Genomic DNA, 20361 nt, shown 5'->3' on the forward strand with positions numbered 1-20361 from the left:
AAAACGCGGCCCGTGGCGATACGGGCGCTGGGGACGACGGTTACCGGTGGAAATGTCGGACATGTGAACGCAAAAGCTGGTCTTGGCGAGCGGCAATATGTAACAACTGCACAGAAAAGGTAAACCAGCGAAAGCGCCACTGCTGTGACCACCCCCACCACCCCGGCCAGCGGCCAGACCGGCCAGCCGACCGCCCAACAGCAAGATCCCGCGCGTCCCGCCCCCAACCCGGCGCCGGCGGGCCCAGCCCAGCCCGGTCCGAACCGGCCGTTTCAGGCGCAGCCCGCGCCCGGCCCGCAGGCCCCGCGCCCGGCCGCGCCGCCGCAGCAGCCCCAGCCGCCGGGTCAGCAGCAACGGCCGCAACAGGCCCGTCCGCAGCAGGCGCAGCCGCATGCCCCCCGGCCCCAGGGCCCGGGGCAGCAGGGACAGGGACAACGGCCGGCGCCGGGCAATCACCAGCCGCCCGCCATGCGGCCGCAATCCCAACCGATCCCGGTGCGGCCGATGGGCCAGGCCGTGGCCCAGCCCGGCCCCCGGCAGATGCCGGCGGTGCCGCCGGCGGCGCTGCACCCCATCCGGCCACCGGTCGGCATCGCGCAACCGCGGCGCCGGCACTGGCTGCTGCTCGCCTCGTTCCTGGCGCTGGTGGTGCTGCCGACGGTGCTCTGGGCCTGGTATCTCTGGGCGCGGGCCAGCGACCAATATGTCTCGACCGTCGGCTTTTCGGTCCGCAAGGAGCAGTCGGTGCCCTCGATCGACCTGCTGGGCGGGCTCTCCTCGTTCGCGGGCGGCGGCGGCGGCGGCGCCTCGGATACCGACATCCTTTACGAATATATCCGCAGCCAGGACATGGTGGAGAAGATCGACGCCGAGCTTGACCTGCGCACACGCTTCTCGCGCGACTGGCCGCATGATTTCGTCTTTGCCTTCGATCCCGAGGGGCATGTCGAGGATCTGACCGATTACTGGCAACGCCAGGTCAAGGTGCTTTACGACAGCTCGACCGCGCTGATCACGCTGAACGTCAGCGCCTTCAGCCCCGAGGATGCCCAGCAGATCGCCGCCGCGGTGTTCAAGCAAAGCTCGGACAAGATCAACGAGCTTTCGGCCATCGCCCAGGAGGACGCGACGCGGCTGGCCAAGCTGGAGCTGGACAAGACCCGCGACGAGCTGACCGTGACCCGCCAGGCCATGACCGCCTTTCGCATGAAGTCGCAGATCGTCGATCCCGAGGCGGATCTGGCCGGGCAGATGGGCGTGCTGAGCGGCCTGCAGGCGCAGCTGGCCGAGGTGCTGGTCGCGCATGACCTGCTGATCGAAAACGCCCAGCCCACCGATCACCGCGTCACCCAGTCGCAGCAGAAGATCGACGCCCTGCGCCGCCTCATCGACGCCGAACGCAGCAAGTTCGGCGCCGAGGGCCAGGGCCCGGCGGGCGAGAGCTATGCCCAGCTCATGGCCGAATACGAAAAGCTGGCGGTGGACCGCGAATTCGCCGAGGGCGCCTATCGCACCGCCCGCATCGCCTATGAGACCGCCCTGGCCGAGGCGCAGCGCCAGTCGCGCTATCTCGCCGCGCATATCGAGCCCAAGGTGGCGCAAAGCTCGACCGAGCCGAACCGGGCCTGGCTGCTGCTGATGGTCGCAGGCATGCTGTTGGCCGGCTGGTCCATTCTTGTCCTGATCTATTACAGCATCCGCGACCGCGGCTGAGCGATGATCTGGCTGGAGAATCTGACCAAGGCTTACCGGCTGAAGGGCCGGCAGACCGTGGTGGCCGACAACATCAACGCGGTGTTCCCCACCGGCGTCTCGGTCGCGCTGCTGGGCCGCAACGGGGCCGGCAAGTCGACGCTGCTGCGCATGATTGCCGGCACCGTCTCGCCCAGTTCGGGGCGGGTGCTGTCGGATGGCACCATCTCATGGCCGGTCGGCTTCATGGGCAGTTTCCATGGCGAGCTGACCGGGGCACAGAACGTGCGCTTCGTCGCCCGGATCTATGGCGTCGACACCGACGAGCTGGTCGATTATGTCGCGGATTTCGCCGAGCTCGGCCAGCATTACCACCAGCCCTTCGCCAGCTATTCCTCGGGCATGCGTTCGCGGCTGGCGATGGGGACCAGCATGGGCATTCATTTCGACACCTATCTGGTCGACGAGGTGACCAGTGTCGGCGACGCGGATTTCCGCGCCAAGTCGCAGCGCGTGTTCAACGAGCGGATGGAGACCTCGGGGGCCATCGTGGTCAGCCACTCGATGCCGATGATCCGCAACATGTGCCAGATGGGCGCGGTTCTGGATCGCGGCCATCTGACGGTCTTCGAGAATCTCAACGAGGCCATCGCCTATCACGAGGCCATCCTGCGCGTCCCGCCCGCGGTGCCCGGCGACTAGGCCGGCCCGGCCAGCAGCGCCTCGATCTCGGCGCGCTTCGCCGCCACCAGCCCGGCATCGCCGCGCGATTCGACGTTCAGCCGCACCACCGGCTCGGTGTTCGAGCGGCGCAGGTTGAAGCGCCAGTCCGGAAGTTCCAGGCTGATGCCGTCGGTTTCGTCGCGGCGGATCGCCTGCGGCGCGAAATGCGCCACCACCCGGTCGATGGCCGCGCCGGGATCGTCAAGGCGGAAGTTGATCTCGCCCGAGGACGGGAAGGCGCGCATTCGCTCGGCCAGCAGTTCGCCCAGTCCGACGCCCTTGCGACTGACCAGCTCGACCACCAGCAGCCAGGGCACCATGCCGCTGTCGGCGAAATGGAAGTCGCGGAAATAATGATGCGCCGACATCTCGCCGCCATAGATCGCCCCCGATTCGCGCATGGCGCGCTTGACGAAGGCGTGGCCGGTGCGGGCCTGCACCGCCCGGCCGCCGGCGCTGGCGATCATGTCGCGGGTGTTCAGCACCACGCGCGGGTCATGCACGATCTTTTCGCCCGGATGCTTTTCCAGGAAGGCCGCGGCCAGCAGGCCCACGACATATTCGCCGGGGATGAACCTCCCCTGCGCATCGAAGAAGAAGCAGCGGTCGAAATCGCCGTCCCAGGCCACGCCCAGGTCGGCGCCATGATCGCGCACCGCCTCTGCGGTCATCGGCTGGTTTTCCGGCAGCAGCGGATTGGGAATGCCGTTCGGGAAGGCCGGGTCGGGCTGGTGGTTGATGCGGATGAAGCGCAGGGGCGCGCCGCGCCGCTCAAGCTCGGCCGCGATGGCGTCGAAGGTCGGGCCGGCGGTGCCGTTGCCGGCATTGACCAGCACGGTCAGCGGGCGCAGCGCCGCCACGTCGATGAAATCGGCCAGGGCCCGGGCATAGATCGCCCGCGCCTCGGGGAAGTCCCGCGTCTCGCCCCGGCGCTCGGGCTCGGGGAACGCGCCCGATTGCGCCAGCGCCGCCAGGGTCGCGAAATCCCCTTCGGGGTCCAGCGGCGCGGCGCCGCGGCCGACCAGCTTCATGCCGTTATAGTCGATCGGGTTGTGCGAGGCCGTCACCTCGATGCCGCCATCGGCGCCGAAATGCGCGGTGGCGAAATACATCTCCTCGGTGCCGGCCAGACCGAGGTCGCGGACATCGGCGCCGGCATCGTTCAGTCCCCGGATCAGCGCCGCCGCCAGTTCCGGCGAGGTGGCGCGCGAATCGCGGCCCACGATCACCTGCCGCGCGCCCAAGACCTGCGCGAAGGCGCGGCCGATGCGATAGGCGACATCCTCGTCCAGTTCCGAGCCCAGCCGGCCGCGCACGTCATAGGCCTTGAAGCAGTCGATCCGCCGCGCGGGCATCGTCACCATGGCATGTCCCCCTTTGTGCTGCCCCCCTCGCTACACCAGCCGTCCGGCGATGGGAATAATGCGTCAGGATCGCTGGATGGTCGGGCCTCCGCCAAAGGGCGGAGGTGACGCGGCCCGCCGCCCACGCTAGACGGGACAAAACAAGGAGGTTCCGATGGATACCAAGGCCCTGATCGCCGCCTATTACGACGCCTTCAACGCCGGCCGCACCGACGAGATGCTGGGCTATCTGCATGACGAGGTGGAACATCACGTCAACGAGGGCGGCATCCGTCGCGGCAAGGACACGTTCGCCGAGTTCAACGCCCACATGACCCGCAGCTACCGCGAGGAGCTGACCGACATGGTGATCTTCGCCAACGAGGCCGGCGACCGGGCGGCGGCGGAATTCGTGGTCAACGGCACCTATCTGGCCACCGACGAGGGCCTGCCCGAGGCGAAGGGCCAGAAATACGTCCTGCCCGCCGGCGCCTTCTTCACCATTCGGGACGGCAAGATCGCGCGGGTGACGACCTATTACAACCTCACCGACTGGACGCGTCAGGTTTCGGCGTGATCCGCACCGAAAGCCTGACCGGGGATGCCGTGGCAACCGTGCTGGACGACCTGGCACGGCTGCGCATCGCGGTGTTCCGCGACTGGCCCTATCTCTATGACGGCGATCTGGAATACGAACGGAACTACCTGCGCGCCTACCAGTCGCCCGGCGCGGTGGTGATCGCGGCCTGGGACGGCGACCGCATGGTCGGCGCCTCGACCGGGGCGCCGATGGAGGATCACGCGGATGATTTCGCCGCCGCCTTCGCCGGCCGGCCCGAGCGGCTGGACGAGATCTTCTATTGCGCGGAATCGGTGCTGCTGCCCGAATATCGCGGCCACGGCCTGGGCCATGCCTTCTTCGACGGGCGCGAGGCGCAGGGCCGCGCCCTTGGCCGCCGCTACAGCGCCTTCTGCCGCGTGGTCCGGCCCGAGGATCACCCGCTGCACCCGCAGGATTATCGCCCGCTGGACGGGTTCTGGCGCAAGCGCGGCTATGCCCCCCTGCCCGGCGTGGTCGCGGAATTCGAATGGAAGGACATCGGCGATGACCGACCCTCGCGCAAACCGCTGCAATTCTGGATGAAAACCCTGTGACCCGGACCGTCAAGATCGCCGCCGCCGCCTATCCCTTCGACTGGCTTCGGGATTTCGACGCCTATCGCGCCAAGATCACCCGCTGGGTCGGGGACGCCGCCGATTGCGACCTGCTGGTCTTTCCCGAATATGGCGCGATGGAGCTGGCCTCGCTGGGCGGGCCCGAGGTGGCCGGCGATCTCGAGGCGTCGCTGCACGAGGTCGCCCGGCACGAAGCGGCGCGCGACGCGCTGCATGCCGCGCTGGCGGCGCAGCATGGGCTGCATATCCTGGCCGCCTCGGCGCCCTGTTTCGATGGGCCGCGCCCGGTCAACCGCGCGGTGCTGTTCGGGCCCGGGGGGCGGATCGGCCATCAGGACAAGCAGGTGATGACCCGCTTCGAGCGCGAGGACTGGGACGTCGTCGGCGCGCCGGGTCTGCGGGTGTTCGACACCCCCGTCGGACGGCTGGGCGTGCTGATCTGCTATGACAGCGAGTTTCCGCTGCTGGGCCGGGCGCTGGCCGAGGCCGGGGTCGAGGTGATGCTGGTGCCCTCCTGCACCGACACGGTGGCGGGGTTCAACCGGGTGCGCATCGGCGCCATGGCCCGGGCGCTGGAGAGCCAATGCGTCGTCGTGCAGGCGCCGACGGTGGGCGACGTGGATTGGAACCCGGCCATCGACGAGAACCGTGGCGCCGCCGCGATCTATGCGCCGGCGGACGGGCTGTGGCCGGAAAGCGGCGTGGTGGCCGAGGGGGCGATGGACGTGCCCGGCTGGGTCAAGGCAAGCGTGGACCTGGACCGGGTGGCGGAAAGCCGGCGGGACGGGCGGGTGCTGCCCTTTGCGCATTGGCCGGAAAGCGCAGCGGTGCGGGTGGTGAAGTAACCCGCCGACCGCCGTCAGCCGGATGATGCGGCGGCAAAGACCGCACGCTGGGCATCGTAGGCCCGCTGGAAGGCCGGCCGCGCCTCGCCGCGCGCGACATAGGCAGCCAGGTTCGGATGGGTCTCCAGCAGATCCAGGCCGTTCAACCGGCGCAGCACCGTCACCATCAGCAGATCGCCGGCGCTGAAAGCGCCGTCCAGCCAATCGGCATCGCCGAGATGGCGGGAAAGGTCGGCAAGACGGTCGCGGATACTGGCCTCGAGGCTCTGCAACCGGTGACCGTACCAAGGCTTGTCGCGGTCGAGGATCTTGAGCAGGGTGTGATCGAAGATCGGCGGCTCTACCGTGTCGAGCGCCGCGAACATCCACATGATCGCCCGCGCCCGGGCATTGGCATCGCCTGGCAGCAGACCGGAATGGCGCTCGGCGATGGCGAGCACGATCGCACCGGACTCGAACAGGACCAGATCGCCCTCCTGATAGGTCGGGATCTGCCCGAATGGCTGCAGCGCGCGATGCGCGTCCCGCTTCATCGCCGCGAACGACAGCAGGCGGACTTCGTAGGGTTGGCCCACCTCCTCCAGCGCCCAGCGGACCCGCATGTCGCGCGCCAATCCCCTGCCGCCATCAGGCGAGTTTTCGAAGGCGGTAATGGTGATGGTCATCGTCCTTCTCCCTGGCTTTGTCTGTCCCAAGGACGTCCGGCCAGGCGGGAATCCGACAATGCGTCCCCGAAATAATGCCGGCAGGCGGTCCGGCTTGGGCGGATTTTCCGCAGCCGGGCAGCCCCGACCAGAGGCAACCGCCTATTGCGCCGGTCCCGTCGCCGGCTCGTCCGGCACCGCCGCCTCGGGCGGCGCGGCGCCCTCGGGTTCCGCGCCCTCGTCGGGCACGGCCAGCCGGTTGTCCTCCCATTCGCCCGAGGCGACCTGGCCGGTGGCATAGCGCATCACCCCCGCCCCCTGCCGCTTTCCGGCGATGAAATGGCCGGTATAGACATCGCCATTGGCATAGGTCGCGACGCCCTCGCCGTCGATCTCGCCTTCCTTCCAGCTGCCCTCGTAGCGGAAGCCGTCCGGCGCGATCAGCCGGCCCTTGCCATGGCGCAGCCCGTCCACGAAGGAACCGTCATAGGTGGTGCCGTCGGGATAGGTCGCCTGCCCCTGCCCGTGCCGCTGGCCGTCGCGCCAGGCGCCGTTATAGACATAGCCGTCGGGATAGGTCATCCGGCCCTGCCCCTCGTTGCGGCCGCGCTTGAAGCCGCCCTCGTAGACCAGGCCGTTGGCGTATTTGGCGACGCCCTGCCCCTCGATCACGCCCGCGACCCAGTCGCCGTCATAGCTGGCGCCGTCCGGATAGGTGATGAGCCCGCGGCCATGCGGCAGGTCGGCCAGCAGCGCCCCCTCATAGACCGAGCCGTCGGGATAGGTGATGCGGCCCAGCCCCTCCATCCGCCCCTCGACCCAGTCGCCGGTATAGACATAGCCGTCGGTGCCGGTGAAGGTGCCCGTCCCCCAGCGCTTATCGGCGCGGAAATCGCCCTCGTAGCGGTCGCCGTTGGCATAGGTCGCCACGCCCTTGCCCTCGCGCTTGCCATTGGCGAAGCGGCCCTCGTAGCTGTCACCCGAGGGCTGGGTCAGCTTGCCCTGCCCGGCCATCTGGCCGGCCGACCAGCTGCCTTCGTATTTCAGGCCATCCGCCATGGTCAGCTTGCCCTCGCCGGAGCGCTGGTTCGCCTTCATCTCGCCTTCATAGCCGGCACCGTCGGGATAGGTGATCTTGCCGAAACCTTGCTTGACGCCGGCCTTCCAGTCGCCCTCGTAGCGATAGCCGTTGGGTTGGGTCAGCACGCCCTTGCCGTCGTGCAGCGCGTTCAGGAAGCCGCCCTCGTAGACCGAGCCATTGGCGTAATGCGCCACGCCTTGGCCGGTGATCTGGCCATCCAGCCAGTCGCCCTCGTAGCTGCCGCCATCGGCATAGGTGATCTTGCCCTTGCCATGCGGCTTGCCGCGGGCAAAGGCGCCCTCGTAGACCGAGCCGTTGGGGAATTTCGCCGTGCCCTGGCCCAGGATCTCGCCCTCGACCCAGTCGCCGGTATATTCGTAGCCCGAGGGCAGCGCGTAGGTGCCCCGCCCGTGCTGCTTGCCGTTGCGGAAGGTTCCCTCATAGACGCCGCCGTCGTCATATTGCTTGGTGATGACCGCCTGTGCGCCGGCCATGCCCGCGCCGGCCAGGATCACCGCGCAGGCGACAAGGGCTGCCTTCATGGATGCTGCACTCCGCCTCGTTGCTGCTTTTGGCATCGGTTTATCGCAAGGGGCCTGCCGGCGCAAAGCCCGACTTTTCCTTTGCCGCGCGCTGACCTATCAACGGGGCGAGACCCGGGTAAAGGAAGCGCCATGACCGACACGTTCCGCATCACCCTTGGACAGCTGAACCCGACCGTGGGCGACCTGCCCGGCAATGCCGCCAAGGCACGCGAGGCCTGGGCCGCGGCGCGCGAGGCCGGCGCCAACCTGCTGGCTCTGCCCGAGATGTTCATCACCGGCTACCAGACCCAGGACCTGGTGCTGAAGCCCGGCTTCACCCAGGAAGCCATGGCCCGCATCGTCGATCTGGCGCGGGACTGCGTGGACGGCCCCGCCATCGGCATCGGCGGCCCTTATGCCGAGGAAGACCGGCTTTACAACGCCTATTGGATCCTTCGCGGCGGCAAGGTGGTGGCGCGGGTGCTCAAGCACGAATTGCCGCACAAGCAGCTTTTCGACGAATGGCGGCTGTTCAATGTCGGGCCGATCTCGGGCCCCTACAGCCTGGACGGGCTGCGCATCGGCAGCCCGATCTGCGAGGACGCCTGGTGGCCCGAGGTCTGCGAAACCCTGGCCGAGACCGGGGCCGAAATCCTGCTGGTCCCGAACGGCAGCCCCTATCACCGCAACAAGCTGGACCTGCGCATGGGCCACATGGTCGCCCGGGTGGTCGAGACCGATCTGCCGCTGATCTACCTGAACTCGGTCGGCGGGCAGGACGACCAGGTCTATGACGGCGGCAGCTTCGTGCTGAACCCGGGCGAGGACGGCGGCGCGGTCAAGGTCATGCAGCTTGCCCCCTTCGACGAGATGCTGGCCCATGTCGATTTCACCCGCACACCGCAGGGCTGGCGGGCGGTGCCGGGCCGCATGGACCATCAGCCCGACGAGTGGGAGCAGGACTACCGCGCCATGATGGAGGGCTTGCGCGACTACATGCGCAAGTCCGGGTTCCGCAAGGCGGTGCTGGGCCTGTCGGGCGGCATCGACTCGGCGCTGGTCGCCACCATCGCCAGCGACGCCATCAGCCCCGAGAACCTGCGCTGCGTCATGCTGCCCAGCGAATACACCTCGCAGGCCAGCCTCGAGGATGCCGCCGATTGCGCCGGGCGGCTGGGCACCCGGCTGGATACCGTGAAGATCGAAGGTGCCCGCGACGCGGTGGAGGATGCCCTGGCGCATCTGATGGAAGGCACCCAGCCCGACATCACCGAGGAAAACATCCAGTCCCGGCTGCGCGGCGTGATGCTGATGGCGCTGTCGAACAAGTTCGGCGAGCTGCTGCTGACCACCGGCAACAAGTCCGAGGTCGCGGTCGGCTATGCCACGATCTATGGCGACATGGCCGGCGGCTACAACCCGATCAAGGATCTTTACAAGACCCGCGTTTTCGAGACCTGCCGCTGGCGCAACCGGAACCATCGCGACTGGATGCAGGGCCCGGCGGGCGAGGTGATCCCGCCGCAGATCATCTCGAAACCGCCCTCGGCCGAGCTGCGGCCGAACCAGAAGGACCAGGACAGCCTGCCGCCCTATGAGGTGCTGGACGCAATCCTGGAAGGGCTGGTCGAGAAGGACCTGGCGCTGAAGGATCTGGTCGCGCAAGGCTTCGAGCCCGAAACGGTCAAAAAGGTCGAGACCCTGCTTTATGGCAGCGAATGGAAGCGTTACCAGGCAGCGCCCGGGCCGCGCATCTCGACCAAGGCTTTCTGGCTGGACCGGCGCTACCCGCTGGTCAACCGCTGGCGCGATCGGATTTGACCAACGGCATGATCGTGACCCTACGTCACGATCATGCCGCCCCTTCCGGTTCCCGCATCGCGGATTCTGTGCAACTCATTGAAATTCTTGCGATGCTATGCGCAGATGAGCGGAAACCTGCCCATTTCGACAGGTTAATAAAAGTCGAATCATCCTTTAGCTAACGGGTAGAGACGCGCGGTTTTGTTTTTCCGCCCTGTCTCCTCCATGCGGCGATCGGCACTGCCGATCCGGCATGGCGCAGTGGTTGAATGTGTTTTGTCCCCTCATCTGCGGGGGTTTGTTAGCGATTAGGGTCTGCCATGCCGACAACGACGTCGATCCGTGTCATCTATCTTGGAACGCATCGGGATCTGGATCCCGACGAATTCAGCGCCGGCGCCGAGAACGCCTCGGAGCTGGTGGGATCCACCTTCGGCAGCGCCGATCAGCCGCTGGCGCGCGAGATCAATACTATCACACTGCATGACGGCAACGACGACAACGCCATTTCCTTCAACAATCCATGGGGCTCGCCCCCGAACGAATACGGCGTCCATAACGGCGTGAGCCATTACGCCGATACCGGGATCATCTATCGCGGCACCGTGACCTATGCCGACGGCACCAGCGCCAGCGATGTGCAGCTGCGCGTCCTGCAGGACACCGGCGGCAGCCTGGTGCTGCTGCCGCCGCCCGCCTCGGCCACCCAGGCCGAGATCGACGGCGTCACCAGCAAGGCGATCCAGTCGATTACCCTGACCAGCTATGAGCGCAGCAATTTCAACAGCATAGACACCTCGCGCTACGGGCTTGAGGATGCTCCGGCTTTCGTCTGCTTCCGCCACGGCACGCTGATCCTGACCGAGCGCGGCGAGGTGCCGGTCGAGGATCTGCGGGTCGGCGACATGATCGTCACCCGCGACCACGGCACGCAGCCGCTGCGCTGGATCGGCTCGAAACAGATCGACGGCGCGTTGCTGCGGGCCTTCGAGAAGCTGCGCCCGGTGCGCATCCGCGCCGGCGCGCTCGGCCCGGACCTGCCCAGTCGCGACCTTTACGTCTCGCAGCAGCACCGCATCCTGGTCAGTTCGAAGATCGCCGAGCGGGTCTGCGGCACGGCCGAGGTTCTGGTCGCCGCCAAGCATCTGACCGACATCGACGGCATCGAACTGGTCGAGGATTGCGAGGCGCTGACCTATTATCACCTGCTGTTCGACCGGCACGAGATCCTGTGCTCGGAAGGGGCGCAGACCGAATCGCTGTTCACCGGCGCCGAAGCGCTGAAAGCGGTCTCGCCTGCCGCCCGCGCCGAAATCCTGGCGCTGTTCCCCGAACTGCTGTCGGAAACCTGCGCGCGGGAACCTGCGCGCAGGATCGGCAACGGTCGCGAGGGACGGCAGCTCGCCAAGCGCCATGCTGCCAACCGCCGCGAGCTGCAACCGGCGCTTTCGCGCTGACACCCAAGGCCCCGGACCACCACATGCCGGGGCCTGCCCATTTCCCGGTCTAGACCACCACGTCCATGCGCTGCTGGCGGCCGACGCCGAAGATGCGCTTGTAACGCTCGATCTCGTCCTGCGGCCCAGTGGCCTTTTCGGGATTGTCGGACAGCTTGACGGTCGGCCGCCCCTCGGCCGCCACCGCCTTGCAGACCAGCGAGAACGGCGCCAGCCCGTCGCCCGGCACCAGCCCGCGGAAATCGTTGGTCAGCAGCGTGCCCCAGCCGAAACTGACCTTCACCCTGCCGTGGAAGCGCTGGAACAGCGCCTTGATCCGGTCCACGTCCAGCCCGTCCGAGAAGATGATCAGCTTGTTGCGCGGATCCTCGCCGCGGTCCTGCCACCAGCGGATCGCCGTCTCGGCCCCTTCGGCCGGGTCGCCGCTGTCGACGCGGATGCCGGTCCAGCCGGCCAGCCAGTCCGGCGCGTGCTCGAGGAAGCCCTTGGTGCCATAGGTGTCGGGCAGGATGATGCGCAGCATCCCGTCATGTTCTTCATGCCAGTCGGCCAGCACGCGATAGGGCGCCTGGCGCAATTCCTCGTCGCTGTCGGCCAGCGCGGCATAGACCATCGGCAGTTCGTGGGCATTGGTGCCGATGGCCTCGATGTCGCGGCGCATGGCGATCAGGCAGTTCGAGGTGCCGATGAAGCGCTGGTCGCCCAGCCCCTCGACCATGGCCTGCACGCACCAGTCCTGCCACAGGAAGCTGTGCCGCCGTCGGGTGCCGAAATCGGCGATGCGCAGGTCGGGGCCGAGCTTGCGCAATTCCTCGATCTTTTCCCATAGCCGGGCCATGGCGCGGGCATAAAGCACCTGCAGCTCGAACCGACCCATGTCCTTGAGCACGGAGCGCGAGCGCAGCTCCATGATGATGGCCAGCGCCGGGATCTCCCACAGCATGACCTCGGGCCAGCGGCCCTCGAAGGTCAACTCGTACTGGCCGTCGCGCTTTTCCAGATGATAGGCCGGCAGGCGCAGGTTTTCCAGGAACTCCATGAAATCCGGGCGGAACATCTGCCGCTTGCCATAGAAGGTATTGCCGCGCAGCCAGGTGCTTTCGCCCCGCGTCAGCGACAGGCCGCGCACATGGTCCAACTGCTCGCGCAGCTCGCCCTCGTCGATCAGCTCGGCCAGGCGGATGCGGCTGGTGCGGTTGATCAGGCTGAAAGTGACTTGCGTGTCGGGCCGGTTGCGAAACACCGACTGGCACATCAGCAGCTTGTAGAAATCGTCGTCGATCAACGAGCGGACGATCGGGTCGATCTTCCATTTATGGTTATAGACGCGGGTGGCGATATCGACCGTCGGGATCATCATGCCAATGTCACCCCCGCGTTGCGCATGCCGTCGCGGGCCGCCTCGCGCGAGCCGTGCAGGTCGATGGCGCGGGTGGCCCCCTCGATCACCGTGGCGGAAAAGCCCAGCTTCGCCGCGTCGATGGCCGACCAGGCGACGCAGAAATCATGCGCAAGGCCGACGAAGGTCAGATCGTCCAGCCCACGTTCGCGCAGGTAGCCGGCAAGGCCGGTGGGCGTGCGGCGGTCGTTCTCGAAAAACGCCGAATAGCTGTCGATCAGCGGGCGGAAACCCTTGCGGATGACCAGATCGGCGCAATCCACGGCCAGCGTCGGATGGAACCCCGCCCCCACCGATCCGATCACGCAATGCGCCGGCCACAGCACCTGCGGGCCATAGGGCATCTCGACCTGCGAAAATGCGGCGATGCCGGGGTGGTTGTCGGCAAAGCTGGCATGGTCGTGCGGATGCCAGTCTTGGGTCAGCACCACGGCATCGTAATCCGCCATCAGGTCGTTGATCGGCGCCACGATCTCGTCTCCGCCGGCCACGGCAAGCCGCCCCCCCGGACAGAAATCCAGCTGCATGTCGATGACGATCAGGGCTTTTGCCACGGCGCCTCTCCTGTTTTCCCAGGGAAATTGGTAGGCGCAGGCGGCCGAGGCGTCAATGCGGCAACTTGATTGCACCTCTGCGCGGCGCTATGGCCAGCCCATGCTGATCGTCGCCGCGCTTTACCATTTCACCCGCTTTCCCGACCCCGAGACGCTGAAGGCGCCGCTGGCGAAATGCGCCTGCGCGCAGGGGGTCAAGGGCACGCTGCTGCTGGCGCCCGAGGGCATCAACGGCACCATCGCCGGCACGCGCCAGGGTGTCGACGCGGTGCTGGCGCATATCCGCGCCCTGCCCGGCTGCGCGGCGCTGGAGTGGAAGGAAAGCCCCGCCGAGACTATGCCCTTCGGCCGCATGAAGGTGCGGCTGAAGCGCGAGATCGTCACCATGGGCCAGCCCGAGGTCGATCCGCTGGCCGCGGTGGGCCGGTATGTCGCGCCGCAGGACTGGAACGCGCTGATCAGCGCCCCCGACGTGGCGGTGATCGACACCCGCAACGATTACGAGGTCGAGATCGGCAGCTTCGCCGGCGCCGTCGATCCCGGCACAAGCAGCTTTCGCGACTTCCCGGCCTGGTGGCGCGCGAACCGCGACCGTTTCGCGGGCAAGCGCATCGCCATGTTCTGCACCGGCGGCATCCGCTGCGAGAAATCCACGAATTTTCTGCTGGGCGAGGGCGTGCCCGAGGTATTTCACCTGAAAGGCGGCATCCTGAAATACCTTGAGGAGATGCCCGAAGAGAGCAGTCTCTGGCGCGGCGAATGCTTCGTCTTCGACAAGCGGGTCAGCCTGGGCCACGGGCTGCGCCAGGGCCGCCACGCGCTTTGCCATGCCTGCCGCCGCCCCCTGGCGCCCGAGGATCGCGACCGCCCGGAATACGAGGAAGGCGTCAGCTGCCACCGCTGCGCCGGCGAATATGCCGAGGCCGACCGGGCCCGATTCCGCGAACGCCAGCGACAGGCCGCGCGGGGGGAGTGTTTCGGCGACGTTCGGGACTGACGGCGCGGCAGCATTCGTTGATCGTAGCAACGATCTGAAAAACAACAGGTTTGCCCGATCACGCCTGTTCAAGACCGCTTGAGCGGTTAAGCCGTTCATCCCTTTGCATTTCCCCTGTCCCGGCAGAGGGCGCCGGTCACCGGCTGACACTTGTCCGTGCTGCGGTGCCGCAAAAGCTTCCATCCGGCGGTTGGGATGTTAGGCATTGGGCCCGAGTGATCTGGGCCGCACCGGCCCGCAAGAAATGGAGAACTCAAAATGAAAGCAATTGGTTACGCAACCCTCGTCTCGCTGATCGCGGGCGGTGCCTATGCCGGCGGCTATGTCGCCCCGGTGGTCGAGCAGCCGGTCGTCGCCCCGATCGAGCCGATGACGATCGAGCCGAGCAACTGGAACGGCTTCTATGCCGGTCTGCAATACGGCAAGGGCAGCGGCGATCTGGGCAACCGCGGCACGCAGCCGGATTTCGGCGATTTCGACGCCTATGGCGTGCATGCCGGCTATCAGCGCGGCTTCGGCAAGTTCGTGCTGGGCGGCGAGCTGGACTACAACAAGCTCTCGCCGGACGAAGAAGCCTATAGCGACGGCGACATGACCCGGCTGCGGCTGCGGGCGGGCTATGACATGGGCAAGTTCCTGCCCTATGCCACGCTGGGCGCGGCCAAGCTGGACACCGACGAATTCTCGGATACCGGCCTGAGCTATGGCCTGGGCGTCGACTACAAGGTCGCCGAGCACTTCACCGTCGGCGCGGAATATACCCGCAACGATTTCAAGGATGTGCTGCAGGACAGCGCCGGCGTGGACGGCAACGACCTGGATATGGACATGGTGCAGATCCGCGCGTCCTACAAGTTCTGACTTATGACGGGCGCCCCGTGGCCGGGGCGCCCGCCTGCCTATTTCACCTGCCCCAACCGGCCTGCCGCGATGGCGGCCATGTTCAGGATGTCGTTCACCGTCGAGCCGGTCGAGCAGATCTGGATCGGCTGCGGCACCCCGGTCAGGATCGGGCCGATCACCGTCGCCCCCGCCATCTCCTGCAAGAGCTTCACCGAGATCGAGGCCGAGTGCCGCGCCGGCACCACCAGCACATTGGCCGGCCCCTTCAGCCGCGAGAACGGGTATTTCGCCGCCTGCGACGGGTTCAGCGCCACGTCGACGGTCATCTCGCCCTCGTATTCGAAATCGACGCGGCGGGCGTCCAGCACCTCGGTGGCATGGGCCATCTTCACCGCCCGCTCGCTGACCGGATAGCCGAAGTTCGAGAAGGACAGGAAGGCGACCTTCGGTTCCAGCCCCAGCCCGCGTGCGACATGGGCGCCGCGGGTGGCGATGTCGGCCAGGTCCTCGGCCTCGGGCCATTCATGCACCAGCGTATCGCCCATCAGGATGATGCGGCCGTTATGCAGCACCGCGGTGATGCCCACGGCGCCGTCGGCGGGGGTCACGTCGAAGACCATGCCGATCTGCGACAGCACATGCGCGTTCTTGCGCGTCGCCCCGGTCACCAGCCCGTCGCCATGGCCATGCGCCAGCATCAGCGAGGCAAAGACATGCCGGTCGCGATTGGCCAGCTTGACCGCATCCTCGCGGTCATAGCCCTTGCGCTGCAACCGGGCGTAAAGCGTCTCGTGATATTGCTCCAGATGCCGGGAATTGCCGGCATTGACCACCGAAATCTCGCGCGCCGCATCGCCCAGGCCGGCCGCCTCGAGCTTGTCCTTCACGTCGTTTTCGCGGCCGACGACGATGGACTGGCCCATGCCGCCGCGCTGCCAGGCCACGGCGGCGCGCAGCACCCGCGGGTCGTCGCCCTCGGCAAAGATCATCCGGGCCTGGGCCTGCCGGGCGCGGGCATGGATGCCCTGCAGGATGGCGGCGGTCGGGTCCATGCGCGCCTTGAGCGACTGGACATAGCCTTCCATGTCGATGATCGGCCGGCGGGCGACGCCGGTATCCATGCCCGCCTTGGCGACCGCCGGCGGCACGACATGGATCAGCCGCGGGTCGAAGGGCGTCGGGATGATGTAATCGCGGCCGAATTGCAGCTTGCGGCCATAGGCGACGGCAACCTCGTCCGGCACATCCTCGCGCGCCAGTTCGGCCAGCGCCCGGGCGCAGGCGATCTTCATCTCGTCATTGATGGCACGGGCATGGATGTCCAGCGCGCCGCGGAACAGATAGGGAAAGCCCAGGACGTTATTGACCTGGTTCGGGTAGTCCGAGCGGCCGGTGGCGACGATGGCGTCGGGGCGCACCGCATGGGCCTCCTCGGGGGTGATCTCGGGATCGGGGTTGGCCATGGCGAAAATGACCGGATTTTCGGCCATGCTCTGCACCATGTCCTGCGTCACCGCGCCCTTGGCCGACACGCCCAGGAACACGTCGGCGCCCTTCATCGCCTCCTCCAGAGTCCGCGCCTCGGTCACGACGGCATGGGCGGATTTCCACTGGTTCATGCCCTCGCTGCGGCCCTGGTAGATCACGCCCTTGGTGTCGCACATGATGCAGTTCGCATGCCGCGCGCCCATGGATTTCAGCAGCTCCAGGCAGGCGATGCCGGCGGCGCCGGCGCCGTTCAGCACGATCTTCACGTCCTCGATCTTCTTGCCCGACAGCTCCAGTGCGTTGATCAGCCCGGCGGCGCAGATCACCGCCGTGCCGTGCTGGTCATCATGGAAGACCGGAATGTCCATGAGCTCCTTGAGCCGCTGCTCGATGATGAAGCATTCCGGCGCCTTGATGTCCTCAAGATTGATGCCGCCGAAGGTCGGGCCCATCAGCCGCACGGCGTTGATGATCTCGTCCGGGTCCTCGGTGTCCAGCTCGATGTCGATGGCGTTCACGTCGGCGAAGCGCTTGAACAGCACCGCCTTGCCCTCCATCACCGGCTTCGAGGCCAGCGCGCCCAGATTGCCAAGGCCGAGGATCGCGGTGCCGTTCGAGATCACCGCGACCATGTTGCCCTTGACGGTATAGTCATAGGCGGTCTCGGGCCGTTCGGCGATGGCCTCGACCGGAACGGCGACGCCGGGGGAATAGGCCAGCGACAGGTCGCGCTGCGTCGCCATCGGAGTCGAGGCGACGATGTCGTATTTGCCCGGACGGGGCTCCAGGTGATAGGCCAGAGCCTCTTCCCGCGTGATGCGGGACTTGCGCGGGGTATTGTCGTCGCTCATCCGGTTTCTCCTCGTGACGTGGCTTTATGCAATAGCCCCGGCACCAAAGAAACCGAAAGGGGAAAAATGTTTGAAGCTGACCTAGGAAAACAGCGCCCCCACAACCGCTTGGCGATGCGCGAACAGCACCGAGCCGGCAGCGCCCAGGGCAACCAGCGCGGCGATCAGGTCGTGGCGCGGGTCCCAGCAGCCATGCCGGCGCGCCAGCCAGACCGTCACCGGATAGCAGAAGATCTGCGACAGCGCTTGGCCGACCAGCAGCCCCGGCAGGCCGTAAAGGAAGGCGCCGCCCGCGACCAGGGTGAAATAGATTCCCGCCCGCGAGGATTGCATGATGAAGAAGCCCCGCGAATCCCCCGCCGCCAGCGCCGAATATTCATAGCTGATCGGGATGACCTGCAGCATCTGGATGCAGGCGATCGCCACCAGAATCCCGCCGGCGCTGGCATAGCGCGCATCATAAAGCAGGCCGACCAGCGGCGGCCCGGCCCAGGCCAGAACGATGGCGGCAAACAGCAGCAGCGCCGTCAGCCCGGCGCGGGTGCGCGCCAGCGTGCGGCGGTGATGCTCGCCCTCGGATGGCGGGTGTTCGCGATATAACGGGATGAACAGCCGTCCGCCGATCGAGGAGCCCAGCATCGCCGGCACCGTGGCCAGGAACAGGCCGATATTGTAGATGCCCAGTTGATGCAGGGTCAGCACCCGTCCCAGGATGATGCGGTCGCCCTGGAACAGCAGAAAGCCGCAGATGGTGCTGAAAAAGATCCATTTGCCGAACTTCATCACCTCGGCCCGCGCCTCGGGTTCAAGCCGGAAGCGGTTGCGGTGGCCGGGCAGGAACAGGCGGAACATCAAAAGCTGCGCAAAGGCGCCCAGCACATTGCCCCAGACCAGCGCCCAGACCGATTGCAGGATCAGCGCGGCGGCGATGGTGATCAGGATGCCGATCAGCTGGTTGCCAAGCTCGATCACCGTCAGCCGGCCGATCTGCAGATGGCGCGCCGCGGTGTCGATGCGGGTGGGCAGGAAGCCCCCGACGATCATCGAGGTGGCGGCCACCGGAAAGACCCAGCCGAACAGCGGCGCGTCGTAGAACACCGACAGCGGCCAGGCCATCGCCATGGCGGCCAGGAAGATCAGAAAGCCGCGGACGATCTTCAGCGTCCAGATCGTGTCGAGGAAATCCGGGTCGTCGCCGCGCTTGCTCTGCATGATCGACGGGCCGAAGCCCATGTCGCTGAACATGCTGAGCCCGATCAGGAAACTGGTCACCAGCGCCATCAGGCCGAAATCGTCGGGGCTGAGGATGCGGGTCAGGATCAGGTTCGAGCCCAGCCGCATGATCTGGCCCAAGCCGAAATTGGCCATGGACCAGGCACCGCTGCCCAGGGCACGCGATGCAAGGCCCTTGCGCGGCGCCGCGGCGGGGGCTTCCAGGGCCGGTTCCTCCATCACCCCATCCCGTCGGTCGGGGTGGGGACGACGCCCGGCGAGGGCAGGCCGGGGATGCGGCCCAGCAGCCACAGCGCCACCACCGCACCGACCACCAGCAGGACAACCAGATAGATGTTGCGGCGGCGGCGGGCGCGCAGCTCGGCCTCGGACAGCCGATAGGGCAGCGAGATCACCGGCCGGGTTCCCGTCGCCCGCGCGAATTGGGTGCTGCGGCGCAGGACCGGGTTCATCAGCTCCAGCGCGAAGGCGACGATCAGCGCCAGGGTCATGCTGCCGGCGGCGCCCATCACCGCGCTTTTCTTGCGGTTGGAAAGCGCCGGATATTCCGGCGGCAGGGCGCGTTCCAGCAGCACGAAGCGCTCGGTCTGGTCGTTCTCCATCAGCATCTGCTGGGTTTCGACCTGGGCGAGCTGGCGCGAGATCTCGTTGTAGCGGTCCTGCAGGCGGCGCTGCTCGCGCTGCATCGCCTCAAGCTCGCGCGTGACTTCCGGGGCGCGGGCGCGGGCCTGGTCGATTTCGGTGCGGCGCGTGCCGATGCCGGCCTTCTGCTCGTTCAGCTTGACCAGCTGGGCGTCGATCAGCTCGGCCTGGCGGCGAAGCACGTCCGATCCGCCGATGCCCGCGCCGCTGTTCAGCCGCGCCAGGCTTTCCTCGAGCCGCTTGATCTCGGGGTGGTCGGGGTCCAGCGTGCGGCGGGCCTGCGCCAGCTCGATCTCGGCGCCGCGGATCTGCTGCACCAGCGAGGCCGAGGGCCGCGCATCCGCCGCGGTGCCGCCCGCCTCCAGCGACAGCCGTTCGCGCTGCAGGGTCATGATGTCGCGGTCCAGCGCGGTTTCGATCTCGGTCAGCTGGGCCAGCTCGGTCTGCAGGAATTCTTGCGAGGTCGGCAGCGAATCCTCGTTGCGGGCGCTGTATTCGACGACTTTGCGCTCCTGCACCGAAAGCTGCTCGTTCAGGCGCATCTCCTCGCTGCGCAGATATTCCTGCGATTCCAGGATGCGCGCCTTGCGGTTCTCGCGGTCGCGGTTCACGACGCTGTCGGCGAAATCATTGGCGATCGCCGCGGCCATGGCCGGCGTCTCGGCCTGCGAGGTGATGACGATGGCGGCCAGGGCCAGCCGCGAATCCACCGACACGCCGGGCGCGGTGATGCTTTCGATGCGGGTCGAGCTGCGCAGCGCCCCGATCTTCTCGGTCTCGCTGAGGCCGGTGGTGTCTGCGAACAGCCCCAACCGCTCGATCACGTCGCGCAGGTTCGCCCGCGCCATCAGCCGCTGCTCGATCAGCTGCACGCGGCGCGAGGCGGGCAGCGAGCTGTCGACGCCCTGGTCCACCGCCGGCATGTCCAGCTGGATCACCGCCGAAGCCTGGTAGACCCGGGGCGAGGACACGATCAGGTAGAATGAAATCAGCACGCCCAGGACCACGATCGTCATCACCAGCGGCAGCCGCCGCCAGATCATCGAGATCAGATCCTGCAAGGATT

General features: G+C 67.1%; 17 protein-coding genes. 9 read left to right on the forward strand and 8 right to left on the reverse strand.

The window, feature by feature from the left end; translation table 11 throughout:
* Window positions 1–468 precede the first annotated feature (468 nt).
* On the forward strand, window positions 469–1713 hold the full coding sequence (locus tag NBE95_RS02055; protein ID WP_289894239.1) for a capsule biosynthesis protein: 1245 nt from the start codon (window positions 469–471) through the stop codon (window positions 1711–1713).
* 3 nt (window positions 1714–1716) lie between these two features.
* Window positions 1717–2394 (forward strand): ABC transporter ATP-binding protein, encoded by a 678-nt coding sequence (locus NBE95_RS02060; protein ID WP_289894240.1) that lies wholly within the window; start codon window positions 1717–1719, stop codon window positions 2392–2394.
* Here NBE95_RS02060 and NBE95_RS02065 read toward each other — a convergent pair.
* Entirely contained in the window at window positions 2391–3779 is a 1389-nt protein-coding gene (locus NBE95_RS02065; protein ID WP_289894241.1) for a phosphomannomutase, read from the reverse strand. The two genes, NBE95_RS02060 and NBE95_RS02065, sit on opposite strands and share 4 nt — an antisense overlap.
* 154 nt (window positions 3780–3933) lie before the next feature.
* Here NBE95_RS02065 and NBE95_RS02070 point away from each other — a divergent pair, with 154 nt between their 5' ends.
* From NBE95_RS02070 to NBE95_RS02080, 3 genes are read left to right on the forward strand one after another with little or no spacing between them, the layout of a single operon-like run.
* A complete protein-coding gene (locus tag NBE95_RS02070) occupies window positions 3934–4335 on the forward strand; it encodes a ketosteroid isomerase-related protein (protein WP_019351567.1) in 402 nt (133 codons plus the stop codon).
* Window positions 4332–4913 carry a GNAT family N-acetyltransferase gene (locus tag NBE95_RS02075; protein ID WP_289894242.1) on the forward strand — a complete coding sequence of 194 codons (582 nt, stop codon included), beginning with the start codon at window positions 4332–4334 and terminating at the stop codon, window positions 4911–4913. Before NBE95_RS02070 ends, NBE95_RS02075 begins: the two co-directional genes overlap by 4 nt.
* Window positions 4910–5779, forward strand: coding sequence for a carbon-nitrogen hydrolase family protein (locus NBE95_RS02080; RefSeq protein ID WP_289894243.1), 870 nt, complete (start codon window positions 4910–4912; stop codon window positions 5777–5779). Before NBE95_RS02075 ends, NBE95_RS02080 begins: the two co-directional genes overlap by 4 nt.
* 14 nt (window positions 5780–5793) lie before the next feature.
* On the opposite strand, the gene NBE95_RS02085 is transcribed toward NBE95_RS02080, so the two are convergent.
* Window positions 5794–6444: a glutathione S-transferase family protein gene (locus NBE95_RS02085; protein ID WP_289894244.1), complete on the reverse strand. Its 651-nt coding sequence runs from the start codon at window positions 6442–6444 to the stop codon at window positions 5794–5796.
* 141 nt (window positions 6445–6585) lie between these two features.
* The gene (locus tag NBE95_RS02090; protein WP_289894245.1) at window positions 6586–8046 is read right to left on the reverse strand and encodes a 2-isopropylmalate synthase; all 1461 of its coding nucleotides are present in this window, start codon (window positions 8044–8046) and stop codon (window positions 6586–6588) included.
* 132 nt (window positions 8047–8178) lie between these two features.
* Here NBE95_RS02090 and NBE95_RS02095 point away from each other — a divergent pair, with 132 nt between their 5' ends.
* Window positions 8179–9849, forward strand: coding sequence for an NAD+ synthase (locus tag NBE95_RS02095; protein ID WP_289894246.1), 1671 nt, complete (start codon window positions 8179–8181; stop codon window positions 9847–9849).
* 302 nt (window positions 9850–10151) lie between these two features.
* Window positions 10152–11288, forward strand: coding sequence for a Hint domain-containing protein (locus NBE95_RS02100; protein WP_289894247.1), 1137 nt, complete (start codon window positions 10152–10154; stop codon window positions 11286–11288).
* A 49-nt stretch (window positions 11289–11337) separates the two neighbouring features.
* Here NBE95_RS02100 and pncB read toward each other — a convergent pair whose 3' ends face one another.
* On the reverse strand, window positions 11338–12648 hold the full coding sequence (gene pncB / locus NBE95_RS02105; RefSeq protein ID WP_289894248.1) for a nicotinate phosphoribosyltransferase: 1311 nt from the start codon (window positions 12646–12648) through the stop codon (window positions 11338–11340).
* Window positions 12645–13241, reverse strand: coding sequence for a bifunctional nicotinamidase/pyrazinamidase (pncA, locus tag NBE95_RS02110; protein WP_289894249.1), 597 nt, complete (start codon window positions 13239–13241; stop codon window positions 12645–12647). Before pncA ends, pncB begins: the two co-directional genes overlap by 4 nt.
* A gap of 100 nt (window positions 13242–13341) precedes the next feature.
* On the opposite strand from pncA, the gene NBE95_RS02115 reads away from it, so the two are divergent.
* Both NBE95_RS02115 and NBE95_RS02120 read left to right on the forward strand, forming a co-directional pair.
* A complete protein-coding gene (locus NBE95_RS02115) occupies window positions 13342–14238 on the forward strand; it encodes a rhodanese-related sulfurtransferase (protein ID WP_289894819.1) in 897 nt (298 codons plus the stop codon).
* Window positions 14239–14496: 258 nt separating this feature from the next.
* Window positions 14497–15099: a porin family protein gene (locus NBE95_RS02120; RefSeq protein ID WP_289894250.1), complete on the forward strand. Its 603-nt coding sequence runs from the start codon at window positions 14497–14499 to the stop codon at window positions 15097–15099.
* Between the two features lie 38 nt (window positions 15100–15137).
* On the opposite strand, the gene NBE95_RS02125 is transcribed toward NBE95_RS02120, so the two are convergent.
* The 3 genes from NBE95_RS02125 to NBE95_RS02135 form a co-directional block, all read right to left on the reverse strand.
* A complete protein-coding gene (locus NBE95_RS02125; RefSeq protein ID WP_289894251.1) occupies window positions 15138–17420 on the reverse strand; it encodes an NADP-dependent malic enzyme in 2283 nt (760 codons plus the stop codon).
* Between the two features lie 81 nt (window positions 17421–17501).
* A complete protein-coding gene (locus NBE95_RS02130) occupies window positions 17502–18872 on the reverse strand; it encodes an oligosaccharide flippase family protein (RefSeq protein WP_289894252.1) in 1371 nt (456 codons plus the stop codon).
* Window positions 18872–20356: a lipopolysaccharide biosynthesis protein gene (locus NBE95_RS02135; RefSeq protein WP_289894253.1), complete on the reverse strand. Its 1485-nt coding sequence runs from the start codon at window positions 20354–20356 to the stop codon at window positions 18872–18874. The genes NBE95_RS02130 and NBE95_RS02135 overlap by 1 nt, the downstream gene beginning before the upstream one ends.
* Window positions 20357–20361: the final 5 nt, after the last annotated feature.

It is taken from the genome of Paracoccus sp. TOH, from assembly GCF_030388245.1.
Classification (GTDB): Bacteria; Pseudomonadota; Alphaproteobacteria; order Rhodobacterales; family Rhodobacteraceae; genus Paracoccus; species Paracoccus simplex.